This is a genomic window from Pseudomonas sp. MF06569 (assembly GCF_059862735.1).
Genome location: NZ_JCBCUZ010000014.1, coordinates 1 through 16768 on the forward strand (window position 1 = coordinate 1; position 16768 = coordinate 16768).

General features: G+C 50.6%; 18 protein-coding genes. 9 read left to right on the forward strand and 9 right to left on the reverse strand.

Annotated elements, in window-relative coordinates:
- Window positions 1-253 precede the first annotated feature (253 nt).
- Complete coding sequence (locus AC19YQ_RS14320; protein WP_106117533.1) at window positions 254-1234, reverse strand: IS5 family transposase; 981 nt, start codon at window positions 1232-1234, stop codon at window positions 254-256.
- Between the two features lie 155 nt (window positions 1235-1389).
- On the opposite strand from AC19YQ_RS14320, the gene AC19YQ_RS14325 reads away from it, so the two are divergent.
- A complete protein-coding gene (locus tag AC19YQ_RS14325) occupies window positions 1390-2157 on the forward strand; it encodes a CHAT domain-containing protein (protein ID WP_500595377.1) in 768 nt (255 codons plus the stop codon).
- A 624-nt stretch (window positions 2158-2781) separates the two neighbouring features.
- Window positions 2782-3114: a DUF2790 domain-containing protein gene (locus AC19YQ_RS14330; RefSeq protein WP_010655524.1), complete on the forward strand. Its 333-nt coding sequence runs from the start codon at window positions 2782-2784 to the stop codon at window positions 3112-3114.
- Window positions 3115-3526: 412 nt separating this feature from the next.
- Here the strand turns inward: AC19YQ_RS14330 and AC19YQ_RS14335 are convergent, their stop codons facing one another.
- The 4 genes from AC19YQ_RS14335 to AC19YQ_RS14350 form a co-directional block, all read right to left on the reverse strand.
- Window positions 3527-3994, reverse strand: a complete 468-nt coding sequence (locus AC19YQ_RS14335; protein WP_010655523.1) for a DUF411 domain-containing protein — start codon at window positions 3992-3994, stop codon at window positions 3527-3529.
- A gap of 288 nt (window positions 3995-4282) precedes the next feature.
- On the reverse strand, window positions 4283-5215 hold the full coding sequence (locus AC19YQ_RS14340; RefSeq protein WP_073514879.1) for a copper resistance protein B: 933 nt from the start codon (window positions 5213-5215) through the stop codon (window positions 4283-4285).
- A 72-nt stretch (window positions 5216-5287) separates the two neighbouring features.
- Entirely contained in the window at window positions 5288-7195 is a 1908-nt protein-coding gene (locus AC19YQ_RS14345; protein ID WP_010655521.1) for a copper resistance system multicopper oxidase, read from the reverse strand.
- A 215-nt stretch (window positions 7196-7410) separates the two neighbouring features.
- Window positions 7411-7617 carry a co-regulatory protein PtrA N-terminal domain-containing protein gene (locus AC19YQ_RS14350; protein WP_010655520.1) on the reverse strand — a complete coding sequence of 69 codons (207 nt, stop codon included), beginning with the start codon at window positions 7615-7617 and terminating at the stop codon, window positions 7411-7413.
- Between the two features lie 379 nt (window positions 7618-7996).
- Between AC19YQ_RS14350 and flgB the strand changes: the two genes are divergently transcribed.
- Window positions 7997-8410, forward strand: a complete 414-nt coding sequence (flgB, locus tag AC19YQ_RS14355) for a flagellar basal body rod protein FlgB (RefSeq protein ID WP_019824148.1) — start codon at window positions 7997-7999, stop codon at window positions 8408-8410.
- A gap of 68 nt (window positions 8411-8478) precedes the next feature.
- Here the strand turns inward: flgB and AC19YQ_RS14360 are convergent, their stop codons facing one another.
- A complete protein-coding gene (locus tag AC19YQ_RS14360) occupies window positions 8479-8679 on the reverse strand; it encodes a heavy-metal-associated domain-containing protein (protein ID WP_010655518.1) in 201 nt (66 codons plus the stop codon).
- 366 nt (window positions 8680-9045) lie between these two features.
- Here AC19YQ_RS14360 and AC19YQ_RS14365 point away from each other — a divergent pair, with 366 nt between their 5' ends.
- Complete coding sequence (locus tag AC19YQ_RS14365) at window positions 9046-9321, forward strand: metal/formaldehyde-sensitive transcriptional repressor (protein WP_010655517.1); 276 nt, start codon at window positions 9046-9048, stop codon at window positions 9319-9321.
- Between the two features lie 19 nt (window positions 9322-9340).
- Entirely contained in the window at window positions 9341-10246 is a 906-nt protein-coding gene (gene dmeF / locus AC19YQ_RS14370; RefSeq protein ID WP_010655516.1) for a CDF family Co(II)/Ni(II) efflux transporter DmeF, read from the forward strand.
- 135 nt (window positions 10247-10381) lie between these two features.
- On the opposite strand, the gene AC19YQ_RS14375 is transcribed toward dmeF, so the two are convergent.
- Window positions 10382-10918, reverse strand: a complete 537-nt coding sequence (locus tag AC19YQ_RS14375; protein WP_010655515.1) for a cupredoxin domain-containing protein — start codon at window positions 10916-10918, stop codon at window positions 10382-10384.
- 166 nt (window positions 10919-11084) lie between these two features.
- On the reverse strand, window positions 11085-11438 hold the full coding sequence (locus AC19YQ_RS14380) for a co-regulatory protein PtrA N-terminal domain-containing protein (protein WP_010655514.1): 354 nt from the start codon (window positions 11436-11438) through the stop codon (window positions 11085-11087).
- A gap of 206 nt (window positions 11439-11644) precedes the next feature.
- On the opposite strand from AC19YQ_RS14380, the gene AC19YQ_RS14385 reads away from it, so the two are divergent.
- The 4 genes from AC19YQ_RS14385 to copD all read left to right on the forward strand — a co-directional run bounded on the left by AC19YQ_RS14385 (window position 11645) and on the right by copD (window position 15405).
- Entirely contained in the window at window positions 11645-12334 is a 690-nt protein-coding gene (locus AC19YQ_RS14385; RefSeq protein WP_010655513.1) for a heavy metal response regulator transcription factor, read from the forward strand.
- Window positions 12331-13719 carry a heavy metal sensor histidine kinase gene (locus tag AC19YQ_RS14390; protein WP_010655512.1) on the forward strand — a complete coding sequence of 463 codons (1389 nt, stop codon included), beginning with the start codon at window positions 12331-12333 and terminating at the stop codon, window positions 13717-13719. Before AC19YQ_RS14385 ends, AC19YQ_RS14390 begins: the two co-directional genes overlap by 4 nt.
- Before the next feature lie 360 nt (window positions 13720-14079).
- The gene (gene copC / locus AC19YQ_RS14395; RefSeq protein WP_010655511.1) at window positions 14080-14463 is read left to right on the forward strand and encodes a copper homeostasis periplasmic binding protein CopC; all 384 of its coding nucleotides are present in this window, start codon (window positions 14080-14082) and stop codon (window positions 14461-14463) included.
- 3 nt (window positions 14464-14466) lie between these two features.
- Complete coding sequence (gene copD / locus AC19YQ_RS14400; RefSeq protein WP_500595378.1) at window positions 14467-15405, forward strand: copper homeostasis membrane protein CopD; 939 nt, start codon at window positions 14467-14469, stop codon at window positions 15403-15405.
- Between the two features lie 78 nt (window positions 15406-15483).
- On the opposite strand, the gene AC19YQ_RS14405 is transcribed toward copD, so the two are convergent.
- Window positions 15484-16571 (reverse strand): IS3 family transposase gene (locus tag AC19YQ_RS14405; protein WP_085985548.1). Its coding sequence is split into 2 segments (ribosomal slippage): window positions 15484-16319 and window positions 16319-16571, totalling 1089 coding nucleotides; the frame shifts between segments, so codons are not numbered across the junction.
- Window positions 16572-16768 lie beyond the last annotated feature (197 nt).

Here is a 16768-nt window from a genome sequence, read left to right on the forward strand (position 1 = left end):
ATGAGCGAGCCAGGCGGCTGATCATGCACCACGATCGGTTACTGGATGTGAGTGAGGCTTGGGTATGGCTGGCTGAGGCTCGCATGCTCGCTCGTCGACTTACTACTTGATTTTGTCTACACCCTCTAAGGATGCTCCGATCAACTTGCTGCGCGGCGGCCGCAAGTCGTAATTTGCACGGCACGCAGCGCTATTTGCTCAAAACGACCTGATGCAGTGTTCATCGAGGGCGTTTTTCGCCCGGTTTTCCATGTTAAGCGCGCAACTCGCCCATACCCATCAGTTGTTTTCGAGCCATCCACAGGTTCGACAGGGCGAACAATGTGGTCAACTGAGCCGTGTTTTTCATCAGCCCACGAAAGCGCACTTTCACGTACCCAAATTGGCATTTGATCACCCGAAACGGATGTTCGACCTTGGCCCGTGTCTGGGCTTTGCAGTACTCAATCTTGCGCTTGGCCTTGTAGAGCACGCTGCGTTTATTCAACTTGGAATAGGTGCTGCGGCGCGCCGCGATTTGCCAGATCACTTCACGATTTTCATGCTCTTCACGCTTCTCAACGCCGGTGTATCCGGCGTCTGCATACACTGCATTTTCTTCGCCATGCAAAAGCTCGGCGACCTGTGTGACATCGGCGACGTTGGCGGCGGTGCCGTGGACGTGATGAACCAAGCCGGACTCGACATCAGCGCCAATATGGGCCTTCATTCCGAAGAAATACTGGTTACCTTTTTTGGTCTGATGCATCTCGGGGTCGCGCTTTCCCTCTTCGTTTTTAGTCGAACTGGGAGCATGAATAATGGTGGCATCGACGATAGTGCCCTGACGCAGAGACATGCCTTTGCCCTGCAAATAACCATTGATGACCGCGAGGATTGCAGGTGCAAGCTGATGCTTTTCCAATAAGTGCCGGAAATTCATGATCGTGGTGTCTTCAGGTATCGGGGCGCTCAAGGTCAAACGTGCAAACTGGCGCATGGGCGTGATTTCGTAGAGCGTTTCTTCCATGGTCGGATCGCTCAGGGAAAACCAATTCTGCAACAGATGAATACGCAGCATGGTTTCCAGAGGATAGGGTTTTCTGCCGCCACCGGCCTTGGGGTAGAACGGCTCGATCAGGCCCAGCAGACCCGTCCAGGGCACGACCTGATCCATCTCGGCGAGGAAGCGTTCGCGGCGTGTCTGCTTGCGCTTGCCGGCGTATTCGAAATCGGAAAAGCTCATCTGGCTCATAGGCGGCTCGGATCAGGTGGTCAGGCGTATTTCAGCACATTTGAAAACTTGTTCGGAGATTCCCTAAGTATGGGAATTCTACAGAATACGAAACAGCCCTAACTAGAAGCTATTGCTTTTCTCCATTTCCGTTCAACGCCAAACCTTTATACCAGTTGATTCTTGATACTGAGTGTACCCCGCTGCAAGCGATACAGCTCAAAGTGCGGGGTGAAACATGGCCGCTAACCTCATCGTTATCCACTCCAAAATCTGACAGAAAACCGCAAAATGTTTTGATTTGGTGTGGTGGCGGAAGTCTTACAGAAGAACTTGAGGCCGAAGTAATTAAGCACATCTTTGAATCTGCCGGAGCCACCGTAAAAGTGGTCTGCTTCACCGAAGCCACGCAACAAAGCTTCATCGACGCTTATAAAGACCCTAAGTACGATATTATTTGGGTCGCATCCCACGGCGAGTTTGATCACTGGTCTCCTAAACATGTGAAAATGCACATCGGGGATAATTTATCCGTTTCGCTTGAGGATCTATGGGAGCAGGCTCCAGTCATGGATAAACGGCGATTAGCATTTCTAAACATTTGTGACGGAGCGCGATTTGAGGAACGCGGTTTTCTACCAAAAATCGGTATAGCCCCAGGTTTAGCGAGCGCAGATCAAGCGACAATTTCCCATCTATGGCCTGTCATGGGTTATCCAGCAGCAGCGTTCGGAGCTTATCTAGCTTTCAATTTGGCGGCTGGGAACTCTTATTTCGACGCCTATAAGATGGCGATGCTTGCAATTAGGAGGTCTACATTAGAGATCGCAGACGACCTTGCCTCCAAAACTGGAAGAGAATTTGATTTAATCCGTCAGCTTCGAAGGAAAGAGGAAGATTATACTCCACTTGAGTTCTACGGGTCGGCAGCCTTCTACCAATAACCGTGCTTTTCAGCAGTTCAACTCCCAGCTCAGTTGGGTAGCTCGCACTCAGTGACTGCGTTCTGGCTGAGATGCCCCATAGCAGTAACCGTCCGGCGAACTCACCTACCGAACTCCAGCATTAAGGGCGATTGTGTCCGCGTATTTTTAAGCGAACGCAATCACCCTTATCGCTAGGATTTCCATGCGCCAACGTAGCTCTTATCCCAAAACGTTCAAAGCCCAGGTCGTCCAGAAAGCGCAATGCGGTAAGGTGTGATTGCGGGACGCTTACCGCCAATAAGCGGAAAGCCCCAAAATAGTGGTTGCGCGGCCATTTTCGGTTAATATTTTCTGAGTGTTCGGCGCACATTTTAAGAAAATCTTGGCGCGGTTAAGAAAATCTAGCCAGCGACAGGGGAAAAAATGGGAAATCTAGTGGGTTACGCCCATTTGATCAATGCGATGGAGCTCTACCCACCGGTGCGGTAGCAACTGTCTGAATCGCCCCGGATTCTCTAGACACCTTGCAAGCCAGGAGCCGGGCTCACAATACCTGACACATAAGTAATATTCGCGGCAGCATTCTGAAAGGTATCATTGGTTATTCTCTAGTCAGAAGTAAGTCAGCACTAGGAGACAATCATGAAAGTATTTAAAGCATTTTTTACCATTTCAATATTGGCCTTGTCGTCTTTGGCAATAGCTGAAGGAGGTGGTGATCGCGTTTACGGTCGGATGATGCAAGAAAACCAACAGGCGATGGAGCAGTACGCCTTGAAAAACGGGAAGTCTAACCCTGAAATTGTTCATTATAAATATGGTATGGACCTAGATATTCATAAGATCGTCAGTATGACGCAAGCCAATATAGACTGTGCTGTAGCGCCTTCGCGTATGACCTTTGAAGATTCGGCTGGCAAGCTCAACACTGTAGAGTACAGGGTTATGGGTACTAACTGCCCACGCGGAGGATAGACTAAGGTAGCCATGGTAGGTTCTCTGGAGCGCATGTGTTTAATGGTTGCCAAGTAACGACGAGTGCTGACATTTTCGATTCTTATTTGGATTAGGTTCGATTTATTGCTGAGTAACTACTGCCACTCTATTAACAAATGCTAGCTAGCAACAAATGTTCGCTTACCAGATACACCCCATCTCTGTGTTTCTCCTTTGGTTGTGGAGATGGTTTAGGCGCCCTAGTGGCGCCTTTTTTATGGTGTGTCACCCATACGACTACAAATGCTCCATAGCTTTTTGCCAACCTACAGGTAGATGGTTATAGCCAGTGCGGAGTCCATCTCAATTTTGATAGCTCATTAGAGTAAGCACTCCGTCACTTGCATGATCAAGGGCAGTGACCACGCAAGAATTAAGGAAAGTTTGAAAACTAGTTTGCCGGGTATTCGGCAATCACTTGGTTAATACCTGTTTTGCTCAGGCCAATGACCTGATAAGCATCCTGCTTTCCACCGACCTCCATACCAGGCGACCCTGTCGGCATGCCAGGTACAGCAATCCCGATAAGGTCGTCGCGTTTGATCAAAGCAACTATTTGCTCGGCAGGTACATGGCCTTCAACAAATTTTCCGTTGACCATAGCGGTGTGGCATGACGAGAGACGCGGAATAACACCCAAGTCTTTCTTGACTCTGCTCATGTTGGTTTCTACATGATCAACGACGGTGAAACCGGTGGCTTCAAGGTGCTCCATCCACTTCTTGCAGCATCCACAGTTAGCGTCACGATGGACGTTGATCGTCAGCAATTCTGTGGCATGACCTGCGGAACTGATAAACAGAACCGAGAGTGCAGCGAGGCGCAGTGCCCGACCAGGACGAAAAATGTTATTTCGCATGGGTATGTTCCTTCCCATCAGCATGGGTATGATTTTTTGGCTAAGCGGTCGGAGTTGAAGACGCGTCATGTGAAGCCTCACCGCCCTAAGGATGGGTATGTTGGGTACTTTCATCCTGAGAAGGTGCTGCTACCTCACCGTAGTCGCGGTCTCTCGCCATGATGGTCCTCTGCTTCAGTTACCTCTTCGGCTGCATCTGCATGAAGATATCCAGAGGGAGCACCTTACCGGCAGCTACTATTGCGGCGACCACACCAGCAGAGGTCAATGTTTTTTCATGCTATGCACTCAGAACCACATCCGAATACCGGCAACAAATCGAGCCTCGCTGGTCCTTTCTCCTTCATCGCTCGCCAGGTCGGCCGTCTTGCCGTAGGAGCGGTTCCAGCTAACTCCAATGTAGGGGGCAAATTGGCGAACAATCTCGTAACGCAATCGCAACCCTACTTCGGTGTTAGCCAATCCAGACCCAATGCCACGCTGAGGATCATTTTTCCCGTATAAATTTACTTCGGCTGTAGGCTGCAAGATCAGGCGATTGGTCAGCAGAATGTCGTAGTCGCCCTCAAATCGAGCAGCGGTCTGACCGTTCTCACCGATGTAGGCAGTGGCTTCGGCTTCAAAGTTATACAGGGCCATGCCCTGTATACCGAGCGCTCCCCAAGTTTGTGGCGACCCGGGCTTGAAGTCTTGCCGTACGCCGGTGACGACATCCCACCACGGACCGATGGCGTGTCCCCAAAGTGCGGAGAGTTCAGCGCTTTCCGTTACACCATTGGTACGTTCGCCTTCCGAGCGCAACCACAATCGGTCAACGTCACCGCCGATCCATCCTTTCGCATCCCAGGCCAGTGCACTACCGTTATCAGCATCCTGGTACTCAAACTTATCCAGCAGCATGAAGGAGTTGAGTTGTTTGTCGTGGACACCATGACCTGCCACATCTGGAAAGGCGGCTGCACGGTCAGCGTCGGTAAGTACAGGGATCGGGGTTCGACTCGTGGCGGTCGCCCCTCCATTCATGCTTTCCATACCTTCCATTTCCCCGTCGTCCATGCTCATCTTACTGTGATCCATAGACCCCATCTTGCTGTGGTCCATTGAACCGTGATCGGGCTTAGTTTCGTTTGCCGTAGTTGCAGGTTTGTTAGTTGCTTTCGCAGTAGATGAATGATCACTACTATCTTCTCCTGCCATCACCACAGAAGAGAGTCCGCCCATCAGACCAACGGCAAAGAGGCAACCCACCAGCGATTTATTACGATTTACGTATGTGCTCACAGATCGTCTCCTTTACTCATCAACCCGTACTTCACGGAACATGCCCATTTCCATATGGAAAAGTAGGTGGCAGTGATAGGCCCAGCGACCTAAGGCATCAGCGGTGACTCGATAACTGCGCTTAGTACCTGGTGGCATGTCAATTGTGTGCTTGCGCACCATGAACTTGCCATTTTCGTCTTCAAGGTCGCTCCACATGCCGTGAAGGTGGATGGGATGGGTCATCATGGTGTCATTCACCAGGGTGATCCGAAGACGCTCCCCATACTTCAGACGAAGCGGCTCTGCGTCTGAAAATTTGATTCCGTTGAAGGACCACGAAAACTTCTCCATGTGACCGGTCAGATGAAGTTCAATAGTGCGATTGGGCTCGCGGCCGTCAGGGTCTTGGAAAGTGCTTCTCAAATCAGAGTAGGTGAGGACTCGACGACCATTATTCCGCAAACCTATGCCAGGGTCGTTTAGCTTTGGCGTAGGGCTCATGGCTTGCATATCAACCAAGGGGTTGTTGGTTTCGGATGCTGGATGGGCCTGCATTTCGCCACTCATATCGCTCATCCCAGCCATCTGGCTGTGGTCCATGCCGGCCATATTGGACGTGTCGCCTTTGTCCATTCCCGCCATCTTGCTGTGATCCATGCCGGCCATGTTAGACATGTCACCGCTGTCCATGCCGGTCATGTCGCTTTGGTTCATCCCCGTCATCTTGCTGTGATCCATGCCAGCCATGCCTGACATTTCACCTTGCTTCATATCGCCGCCCATACCAGCCATGCCGCCATGGTCCATGCCCTCCATACCGCCCATACCCATGTCATCCATGGTCAAAAGCGGCCGAGGATCGATCGCAGGTACCTGTGCTTTCAAACCTTCTCGAACTGCCAAGGTTCCACGTGCATAACCGGTTCTATCCATGGACTGGGCAAAGATGGTGTAAGCCTCTTCGCTGGTAGGTTCTACGATCACGTCATACGTTTCTGCCACGGCGATGCGGAATTCATCGACGCTGACTGGTTTGACATGTTGACCGTCAGCCGCCACAACGGTCATTTTCAAACCAGGGATGCGAACGTCGAAATAGCTCATAGCTGAACCGTTGATAAAGCGCAGGCGCAGCTTCTCGCCCGGCTTGAAAATACCGGTCCAGTTACCGTTAGGCGCTTGGCCATTCATGAGATAGGTGTAAGTATCCCCACTGACGTCTGCGAGATCAGTGGGGTTCATTTTCATTTCAGCCCACATCTTGCGGTCGGCCACAGCAGCAGACCAACCTTGCTTGCTGACGTCGCCGATAAAGTCGCCCACGGTACGTTTGTGGTGGTTGTAGTAGTCCGATTGCTTCTTGAGCTTGGCCATGACACGACTAGGATCTTCATCGGTCCAGTCAGTCAACATCACCACATAGTCGCGATCGTATTGAAAAGGTTCAGGCTCTTTAGAGTCGATGACAATTGGACCGTATACGCCTGCCTGTTCCTGCAAGCCTGAATGGCTGTGGTACCAGTATGTGCCGTTTTGATGCACATTGAATTTGTACTCGTACATCCCGTCGGGCGCGATGCCATGGAAACTCAACCCCGGTACACCGTCCATATTGGCGGGCAGAATGATCCCGTGCCAATGAATCGACGTGTCTTGGTCTAGGCGGTTTTTCACACGCAGTGTGACCGTTTCGCCTTCGCGCCAACGAAGCAAAGGTCCGGGCAACGAACCATTGATGGTCATGGCTGTGCGCGGCGAGCCAGTAATATTTACAGGGGTTTCACCAATAAACAGATCAAATTCGTTACCGGTGAGAATGCTCGGCAGACCAGGACTGGTCACTGCCCATACAGGAGTGCGCCACAGACCAAGGCCGCCGAGAACGCCACCAGCGGCCAGGCCTTTAACGAATGTCCGCCTAGAGGTTTTGGAATTCATGCCGTTTACGTCCGATCAGTGAAAAAGGGAAGCCGTGCGAAACAACCAATGAGTTGCTCAACAGGTTGAAGGAACTCTCTCGGGGGGATGCGCCCGAATGAGCTTAGCTCGCCGTCACTAAAAACGAGTGTTTACGGCAAGCGAGCTCAGAAATTGCCACATTTGAACCATCACAGTGATTACATTTCTGTCAGTTTTGATGCGCAGTAAGCTATTCAGCAATTCTTGTGGCCCATCGCTTTGACTTTGCTTTCTGCGATCGGGGGCTGGGTGCTCTGTTGTTGGGCTATTTGATACGATTCCATTGAATTATTCCTAGCTACTTCCATGCGGGCGAACGTCCGGTCACCACCGCCTTCAGCCATAGCAAAAGAAGAGACGGTTAGGGCTGCAATGATGAACAAAGCTTTGATGGATTTCATTTTAGTGTCCTCTGGGAGTATTGGTAATCCCTAAATCCACATCAAACGATGATTCTTAGGGGAGAGCTTAAGGCTCAATAGGACTATAAAACTCATGCCCTGTCAGAAGCCTTAGCTGAATATTACAGTTGTGTCAGGTTGGCATATTTCTCTTGAGGAATACGCTATTCAATACGTAAAGTATCGATCTTTTCGAGTCGCACGGCTGTTTATTTAGCCTCAGCTTTAGGTGGGTAATTGATTTGGTTTAGGTGCTTTCAAGGTGAAGTCGTTTTTAGATTTCTATGCCGGAGCTTCGTGTATGAACCTAGATGCACTGCGGCAAAATCAAAGTATTAGTTGTTCTTGGAAAAAATTGAGCCATCAAGGGTGATTGAGTGTGAGCATTAACTTTGAGAAAGCACTTGGCACATCAGAAAGAGCGTTATTTTATCGTAGTCAAAGAGCTGAAATCCTGAGTAATAATATCGCAAACGCCGATACGCCGAACTTCAAAGCTCGAGATATGGACTTCTCTACTGTGCTTGCAAGTCAGAATAGAGAAAACCTTGCTAATACGTTTTCTTTGAAAACGCCAAATGTAAAACATATTGCCGGAAAAGATTCAGCAAGTGATATTTACGGAAGCGGTTTGCTTTACAGCACTCCGGTTCAACCTGCCATCGATCAAAATACTGTCGATCAGCAGGTTGAGGTCGCAAAATACACAGAAAATGGGATACGTTTCGATGCCGCTTTTACTCGTTTGAATGGTGCATTCAAAGGTTTGCTCAAAGCTCTGCGAGGAGATTAGTAGCGCAGGGTCTTGTGAGCCATCCGCATAAGGGGCGCTGACTATGGGCCAAGGGTAGGTGTCAGCATTCAAGTGCTGATTTGGGAAGGAAAACCTAACGCCTCGACAGCTTTACGAATTTGCTCTGAGCTTTCGCTACTTTCAACACTCACCTTTCCGGCGGACCGATCCACGGAAATCGTAGCTTTGTTGTCCAAGGACTGAATTGCTTTAGTGATTTTGCTGACGCAACCGCCGCAACCAATGCCTGATACATCTAAGATGAACATGATTATTCCTCTCGTGCTGAGCGGTCTCTTTACACCGCACCGACAGCATCAAGGTTGACACTATGGCAATGTCAATAATTGTCTGTTTCAAATTGTGAGTGTCATTGATGTATGACAGCACAGACTTGACCAACCGTTTTCATTTGATCTAACCACCCGATTTGCATCGAGTTCGACCAGTACGCATCTAGGCCATGGCCGGCAGAGCACGGCCAGAAGAAAACACTCCAGGCCCTCTGCTTCATCCTCAGATTTGAACCTCTCTTTCCTGCTCACTGTTTTTTAATGCCCCATACGCCTGCGAACCTTGTATAGGTATAGGGGGTATGCCTATCATGTGCGACGTATAGGTAGGAGAGGTATCCCATGGGCCATATCGCAGCAAACAAAGATGATCTTCTCAAGCGTGTAAAACGTATCGCCGGACAACTTCAAGCGGTTGAGCGAGCGTTGGAATCGGATCTCGATTGCGCCAAAACACTGCACCTTGTTGCCGCCACTCGCGGTGCCATGAACGGCTTGATGGAGGAAATCATCGAGGAGCATGCGCGTGAGCATGTCGCGAACCCTGCTCTCAGTGAAGAAGAGCGAAGTAAGGGCGTCGAAGAGCTTCTTGAAGCCATTCGCCGCTACTCCAAGTAAACGCTGTCAGGAATCACTCATGAGCAGTATCGACATCAAACACACCCACGACCACGTGTTCCTTGGCTCAGCGCACGACGATAATGCCAAGCGTACGCTTTGGGTTGTGGCACTTACCGTTGTGATGATGGTTGGCGAGATCACCGCCGGTTATATAACTGGCTCAATGGCGTTACTGGCCGATGGCTTTCATATGGCAACCCATGCCGTAGCATTGGGCATCGCGGCCGTCGCTTACGGATATGCAAAACGCCACGCTTCCAGCCAGCGCTACAGTTTCGGTACCGGAAAGGTTGGAGACCTAGGCGGGTTTGCCTCGGCGTTGATTCTCGGCATGGTCTCCCTGGGAATTGGCGTTGAGTCTGTCATGCGCCTCTTCCAGCCAACGGACGTGCAGTTCGGCACCGCTACGCTCATCGCAATTGCCGGTTTGATCGTCAACATTGCCAGCGCCCTGCTGCTGGGCCATGGGCACGATCATGATGATCATGACCATGCCCATCACGGGAGCGACAACAACCTGAAATCGGCCTACGTCCACGTCATCGCGGACGCGCTGACTTCGGTTCTGGCCATTGTGGCACTGCTCGCCGGCCGTTATCTCGGCTGGGTGTGGCTGGACCCGGTCATGGGCATCGTCGGTGCCATCGTTATTGCGCGGTGGGCATGGACCTTGATGGGGGTCACTGCAGGTGTACTGCTGGATCAGACCGATGCGCATGTTGCCGAGGAAATCCGTGAACTGGTTGAGACGCCGGGGGATGCCACCATTACGGACTTGCACGTCTGGCAGATTGGGCCACAAGCCCATGCGGCAATCGTCAGCGTCCTTGGTGAGGCCACTGCGAATGCCGACAGCATTCGTGAACGTCTCAAGTCGGTTCACGAGGTCAGCCATCTGACGATCGAGTTTCGACCAGTCTAATTCAGCGCCTCCTCACTATGGCCTCCAATGGTGCCCGCAACTCTTCCAGGGTAACGTGATCTGCGCGGATCGAACGCCGGTTGATTATCACGCGCCAACGCTTTCGTCGACGCGTGGTTTGCAGCCTACTACGACCTACTTCAGGACAATCTGACCGACCATCCCTGATTGATAATGCCCCGGCACGTTGCAAGCAAATTGAAGCCCAGTGGTGGTGTTGAAGGTCCAGATCAGCTCCTTGGTTGCGCCTGGCTCGATCAGCACGCTGTTCGGGTCGTTGTGTTCCATTTCGACCATCTTCATCCCTCCCATGCTATGGCCCATGTCGCTCATCATTTTCCCGGCCCCGGTGGGGCTTAGCGCCCCGTTCTGGAACATGTTCGCCATTTCTTTTTGGTGTGCCGCATGAGCAGCGGCTTTGCCGATGTTGAACTCGTGCAGCAGCGAACCCTCATTGCGAAGGACGAATCGGACCGTTTCACCCGGTTTGACGTCGATGCTTTTAGGTTTGAAGAAAACATCACCCATCTCCACTTCCACCGTACGGGTAACCTTAGAAGAGACACCGGGCTGGCCGATGTCCTCTTTACCATGACCAACACTGGCGATCGCCGTAGCACCGAAGATTAGGGTGATTGCCGCAATAACAGGGGTAATGAGCTTAGCTTTCATGGTGACCTCGAGAGTAAGAGGGAATCACTGGCTATGCTAAAGGGAATGAGCTGCTAGTTAACTGACCTGAACACTACATTTCTGTCAGTTTTCAAAAGAAAACACGGCGCCCAGGTAACGCCGTGTTCAGCGGAGCGGTTAACAAACCCCAATGAGACTAGGTTGGTCACTGATGGTTTTCAGAAAGCATCAATTTGTGCTCACGCTGCATTTGGCTCAAAACGTCATCAACTATTTTGTCGTGCTTTTCCATCCAAGCGAGGTGCTGCTGAGGTGACATCGATGCGTCTGGGTGATCTTGATGGAGCTGACTCATGATCTCCCCAAGCATATTCATATGCTCGGCCATGTGGACATGACGCTGCCCTTCAGGAGCTCTTTCAGCTTGTATAAGCACAGATTCAGCCTTGTTGCGCAGGTTTTCCATACGCTCTACAACCCGGTCTCCGCCACTTTCAGCCCATAGAGAAGACGAGACGAGTAGCGAGCTCACAAGAATAAGAACTTTTAAGCGATTCATGGTGCCGCTCCTTTTGGAATTGTTTTCCGGCTCCAAATACGGTTCATGCTGAAGAGTCGGCTGAGCATTAGGGAAATGCTCATTTTTGACCATAGACAGCGGTCGCTGACATATACCTGAAGCCAATATTACTTTTCTGTCAGTTGCTGCTTGGCTTGTGTTTTTCGTTGCAGACTCCGTTTCATAATTACTTGAGAGCCACTCCTATGAGACTTCTTGTTGCTGAAGACGAACCAAAAATAGGCATCTATTTGCAGCAAGGACTCACCGAGGCGGGGTTCAATGTTGATCGGTTTACCGATGGCAAAGAGGCACTTCAGCACGCCTTGAGCGAAGCCTATGACCTGCTGATTCTCGACGTCATGATGCCTGGGCTGGATGGCTGGGAAGTCCTCCAGAAGGTACGTGCATCCGGGAAGGATGTTCCCGTGCTCTTCCTCACGGCGCGAGACCGCGTCGAAGATCGAGTGAAGGGCCTTGAACTCGGGGCAGATGATTACCTGATCAAACCGTTCGCCTTTTCTGAGCTTTTGGCTCGCGTTAGAACGCTGCTGCGTAGGGGTAGCAGCGCTCCCTCGCAAACCTATATGAAATTGGCCGATCTGGAAGTGGACCTGCTTAAGCGTCGGGCCATCCGTGGAGGTAAACGTATAGATCTGACAGCTAAAGAGTTTGCTTTGCTTGAGCTGTTGCTGCGTCGTCGAGGAGAGGTGTTGCCAAAATCGCTTATCGCTTCCCAAGTTTGGGACATGAATTTTGATAGCGATACCAACGTTATCGAGGTGGCGATCAGGCGACTGAGAGCCAAAATCGATGATGATTTTGAGGTCAAGCTGATTCATACCTCGCGAGGTATGGGTTACATGCTCGACTCTCCTGATTCGGAGTCGAAATGAAGCGAATGTCTCTGACGAGCCGTATGAGTCTGATGTTCATGCTGGCTGTAACGGCGGTGCTCACTATTGCCGGCCTCAGCTTCAATAACCTTAGCCAGCATCACTTCAAGATGCTGGATCAACAGGCACTAAGCGAAAAGCTCCATTCTACTCAGAGAATTTTGACTGGATTGAATAGCATCGATCAATTCAGTGATGTTAAGCCTGAGCTGGAGGCGCTGCTTGGTGCTCACCGTGATTTGACTGCCATAATAATCGATGGTGACGGGAAGTTACTGTTTGCTGATCCCGGCTCGATCGATGTTCCAGAGGAATTTCGTACGATCCCGAACAGCAACGTCTGGGAGTGGCGGGAGCAGGAGAAAATGTTCCGTGGAGTGACTGCACAAGTGATCGTGACGGGGCAAGACAGGCCATTAACCGTTATGTTGATCTTTGATGTGACTCAGCATATGTCTTTCTTCGAGACACTTGAGCGGTGGTTTTGGATAGGGCTGGTGATCAGCGCGCTGATCAGTGCTGCCTTGGGTTGGATGGTCGCGAGCAGCGGTCTGCGGCCTATACGTCAAGTCACTCGGGTCACTGCTTCAATGTCAGCTAAATCCCTTAAGGAGCGCATTCCCTTAGCATCTGTTCCTAAAGAACTTCAGCAGATGGTGCTGTCGTTCAACGCAATGTTATCCAGGCTGGATGATGCATTTGTCCGTTTATCGAATTTTTCCGCGGACATCGCTCACGAGTTACGGACGCCGGTCAGCAATTTGATGACCCACACAGAAGTAGTGCTTTCTAGAAAAAGAAATATTGAGGACTACGAAGACAATTTGTATTCAAATCTTGATGACTTGAAGCGTATGAGTCGGATGATTGATGACATGCTTTTTCTGGCAAAATCAGACAACGGTCTGATTTCACACGAGAAGAAACCGATAGACCTAGTAGAGATAGTGGAGAAATTACAGGAGTACTACTCTCTACTAGCTGATGAGCGAGGGATTGGCCTCACGGTTTCAGGGCGGGGTAGCGTCCGAGGCGATGTTCTAATGCTGCACCGAGCCATCTCTAATCTGCTATCAAATGCGCTCAGGTATACCTCTGAAGGGAAGTGCATCAATGTCGATATCCAACAAAAAGGAACGTCGGTATTGGTCGTAGTGGAAAATCCTGGAGAGTCCATTGCGCCTGAGCATCTTGAAAAGCTTTTCGATCGATTTTATCGAGTGGACCCTGCGCGTAGAGAAGGGAGCCCAAGCAACGCCGGGCTAGGTTTATCGATCACCCGATCGATAATCGAGGCGCATGACGGCAAGATATGGTGTACGTCATCTGGTGGGAAAACGGCATTCAATATAGAGCTTCCTAGTGCAGACGAAAAAAAGGCCTGAGACAAGCTGCACATATTAAACCACGCAGTATGGGATTAGCTTAAAGGCCCCTTTTTGAATGAGTTAGAGCTCGTGATACGCCGCGAAGAGGGGCCGTATTTAGGCCCCTTATCCGCGCCATCCAATAGCCAAAAAACCGCCCCAAGCTGACTGAAATGTAATCGAACAGTTTACATTCATGTGGCATCGTGTACTTGCGCTGTGACGTGGAGATTCTTGTGAGCTCCTCCTGTTCGTTCCGCCATAGGACACTGAACCTGCTAGGTATTCGCCAGTGGTTTTAACAAGCGTCGAAAAGTAAAAAACTAGATATTCCCAAACAAACCTCGAATCAACAGCTCTTGCTGTGAGGAGTCTTGCATGTCATTCCTTAAAACTACGACCGTAGCTGTTGCACTTACTGCGGGCTTGCTTCTGAGTGCAGTAGCTCAAGCACATCCAAAGCTCCTTTCTTCTACTCCGGTAGAAGGCTCGGATGCGGCGGCCCCTTCGAAAATTGAGCTGCACTTTTCTGAAAATCTAACTACTCAGTTTTCAGGTGCAAAACTGATCATGACCGATATGCCTGGGATGCCGAACTCCCCGATGGGTGTTAAGGCCAGCGTCGCTGGTGGCAGTGATCCGAAAACGATGGTGATTACACCGGCAGCACCTTTGAGCACAGGCACCTACAAAGTCGAATGGCGTGCTGTCTCCTCGGACACTCATCCGATCACCGGTAACTTCTCATTCAAAGTGAAATGATTCATGAGCGACTCAATAAATATTGTGGTTCGCTTTGCTCTTTATTTAGACCTGATGCTGTTATTCGGATTGGCAATTTTCGGCTTGTACAGCCTTAGGGGAATAGAAAGAGTATCGGGCACGGTCTTGAATTTTGAGTCGCTTCTTTACGGTACTTCTGTTGTAGGTGTAGCTCTATCCCTTGCAGCAATGTTGTTGCTTGCGAAAGCAATGAGCGGTGTATCGGGGTTCATGGAACTACATCACCATATTTTCCAAATGGTCCTCATGGGGACTGACGTCGGACTGACCTGGATGGTCCGCATAGCTGCCTTGGTTATGGCAATTATTGGCGTAGCGCTGAATAAAAGATTTCCGACACTCAGTCTCTGGATGGTGACTGTATGCGGAGCGATTGCGTTGGCGACGTTAGCATGGACAGGGCACGGTGCCATGGATGAGGGCAGTCGACGCTACTGGCATTTTATCAGTGATATTTTCCATCTTTTGGCCGCCGGTGGATGGTTAGGTGCTCTAGCGGCATTTGCCCTACTACTGCGTTTAAAATCGCTCAAAAGCGAGCAGGAAGCAAAAATTCTTGCTCGGGTATTGACTGGCTTTGAGTCGGCCGGCGGAGTGATTGTGGCAATCATAAGCATCACTGGAATAGTCAATTACCTATTTATCGTTGGACCAAACCTCGATGAAGTGATGCTCAGTACTTATGGCCAACTTCTATTTTTGAAAACCTTGCTCTTTGCCGGAATGATCGTGTTAGCCGCGCTCAACCGCTTCCACTTAAGCCCGGTACTAGAAAAGTCAGTTCGCAACGGAGAATATTCTGTTGCAGTTAATGCATTGCGCCGCAGCATGACGCTGGAATTTACAATGGCGATCGTCATAATTTGCCTCGTCGCGTGGCTAGGCACCTTAAGTCCGGTAATGGAAATGAGCGCGGAATAGGGGTTAGTGGCAGCCAACAAAGAAGACCCAAGGGTGAATGGTAATCCCCCCATTTTTAATACTCGTCAAAAATAGAGGTCAGGCCACCAGGGCCAATTTCTGTTTAGGGGTTATGCCGCCGAGGGCCATATTCGGGCGCTCGTGATTGTATGTCCAGATCCAGCTTGTGCCGTAATTCTGAACTTCCGCTATCGATCCAAACAAGTAATGCCCCAGCCAGTCGTAACGTACTGTGCTGTTATAGCGCTCGACGTAAGCGTTTTGCTGCGGGTTGCCCGGCTGAATATAGTCCAAACGAATGCCCCGTTTTTCAGCCCAACCCGTGAGTTTGGCACTGATGAATTCCGGGCCGTTGTCACTGCGGATGACTTGTGGCTTCCCGCGCCACTCAATGACCTGATCCAGCGCTCGCACCACACGTTCAGCCGGAAGCGAAAAATCAATTTCCATACTCAGGGCTTCGCGGTTGAAGTCGTCGATCAGATTGAAAACTCGAAAGCTGCGTCCGTCCGCCAATTGGTCGTGCATGAAATCCATCGACCAGCAGTGGTTGCTGACTTCAGGAACAGCCAGCGGCTCGGGCTTCTCGCGCACAATACGTTTGCGCGGCTTGATACGCAGATTCAGTTCCAGCTCGCGGTAAATCCGGTACACCCGCTTGTGGTTCCAGCGATAGCCTTTGACGTTGCGCAGGTACAGAAAGCATAAGCCGAAGCCCCAGTTTCGCTGGTTGTGTGTCAGGCGGATTAAATGATCGGCAATCTCGGCGTTTTCATACGCCAAACGCGGCTGATAGCGATAGCACGTGGTGCTGACCCTGAAGGCCAAGCACGCCAGCTTGATACTGCACCGACCTGAGCGAACCACCTCCTGCGCCATCTCTCGTCGCCGAGATGGCATCACCACTTTTTTGCCATGGCTTCCTGGATGATTTCGGCTTTGAGGCGCTCTTCGGCATACATTTTTTTAAGCCGCCGGTTTTCTTCCTCCAGCTCACGTAAACGAGCCATTAGCGAGGCGTCCATGCCACCGAATTTGGTACGCCACTTATAGAACGTGGCCGAACTGATGCCGTGCTCACGGCATAGCTCTGGGGCTGGGGTTCCAGCCTCTGCTTGCTTGAGAATGGCCATGATTTGACTGTCTGAAAAACGCGATGTCTTCACGCAAAATTTCCTTGATCCGGTCAGGAGAAAATTCTACTTCTGATGCGTACTTTTTTCAGGGGGGATTACCGGATGATTCACCCGCGCCATGATGAGAGTCGCGCCTGACGATCCTGAAAAGGCTAACGGCTTCTTGCTGAGCCAATTTTTAAAACAGGTTCTTCGTCAGGCCGGTAGGCCGTTTACGTCATCCATTA

What these genes read in the sequence shown, in the direction of transcription:
- AC19YQ_RS14320 (WP_106117533.1), bottom strand. Translation starts at nt 1,234, where the DNA reads ATGAGCCAGATGAGCTTTTCCGATTTCGAATACGCCGGCAAGCGCAAG.
- AC19YQ_RS14330 (WP_010655524.1), top strand. Translation starts at nt 2,782, where the DNA reads ATGAAAGTATTTAAAGCATTTTTTACCATTTCAATATTGGCCTTGTCG.
- AC19YQ_RS14335 (WP_010655523.1), bottom strand. Translation starts at nt 3,994, where the DNA reads ATGCGAAATAACATTTTTCGTCCTGGTCGGGCACTGCGCCTCGCTGCA.
- AC19YQ_RS14340 (WP_073514879.1), bottom strand. Translation starts at nt 5,215, where the DNA reads ATGGGCGGACTCTCTTCTGTGGTGATGGCAGGAGAAGATAGTAGTGAT.
- AC19YQ_RS14345 (WP_010655521.1), bottom strand. Translation starts at nt 7,195, where the DNA reads ATGAATTCCAAAACCTCTAGGCGGACATTCGTTAAAGGCCTGGCCGCT.
- AC19YQ_RS14350 (WP_010655520.1), bottom strand. Translation starts at nt 7,617, where the DNA reads ATGAAATCCATCAAAGCTTTGTTCATCATTGCAGCCCTAACCGTCTCT.
- AC19YQ_RS14360 (WP_010655518.1), bottom strand. Translation starts at nt 8,679, where the DNA reads ATGTTCATCTTAGATGTATCAGGCATTGGTTGCGGCGGTTGCGTCAGC.
- AC19YQ_RS14365 (WP_010655517.1), top strand. Translation starts at nt 9,046, where the DNA reads ATGGGCCATATCGCAGCAAACAAAGATGATCTTCTCAAGCGTGTAAAA.
- dmeF (WP_010655516.1), top strand. Translation starts at nt 9,341, where the DNA reads ATGAGCAGTATCGACATCAAACACACCCACGACCACGTGTTCCTTGGC.
- AC19YQ_RS14375 (WP_010655515.1), bottom strand. Translation starts at nt 10,918, where the DNA reads ATGAAAGCTAAGCTCATTACCCCTGTTATTGCGGCAATCACCCTAATC.
- AC19YQ_RS14380 (WP_010655514.1), bottom strand. Translation starts at nt 11,438, where the DNA reads ATGAATCGCTTAAAAGTTCTTATTCTTGTGAGCTCGCTACTCGTCTCG.
- AC19YQ_RS14385 (WP_010655513.1), top strand. Translation starts at nt 11,645, where the DNA reads ATGAGACTTCTTGTTGCTGAAGACGAACCAAAAATAGGCATCTATTTG.
- AC19YQ_RS14390 (WP_010655512.1), top strand. Translation starts at nt 12,331, where the DNA reads ATGAAGCGAATGTCTCTGACGAGCCGTATGAGTCTGATGTTCATGCTG.
- copC (WP_010655511.1), top strand. Translation starts at nt 14,080, where the DNA reads ATGTCATTCCTTAAAACTACGACCGTAGCTGTTGCACTTACTGCGGGC.
- copD (WP_500595378.1), top strand. Translation starts at nt 14,467, where the DNA reads ATGAGCGACTCAATAAATATTGTGGTTCGCTTTGCTCTTTATTTAGAC.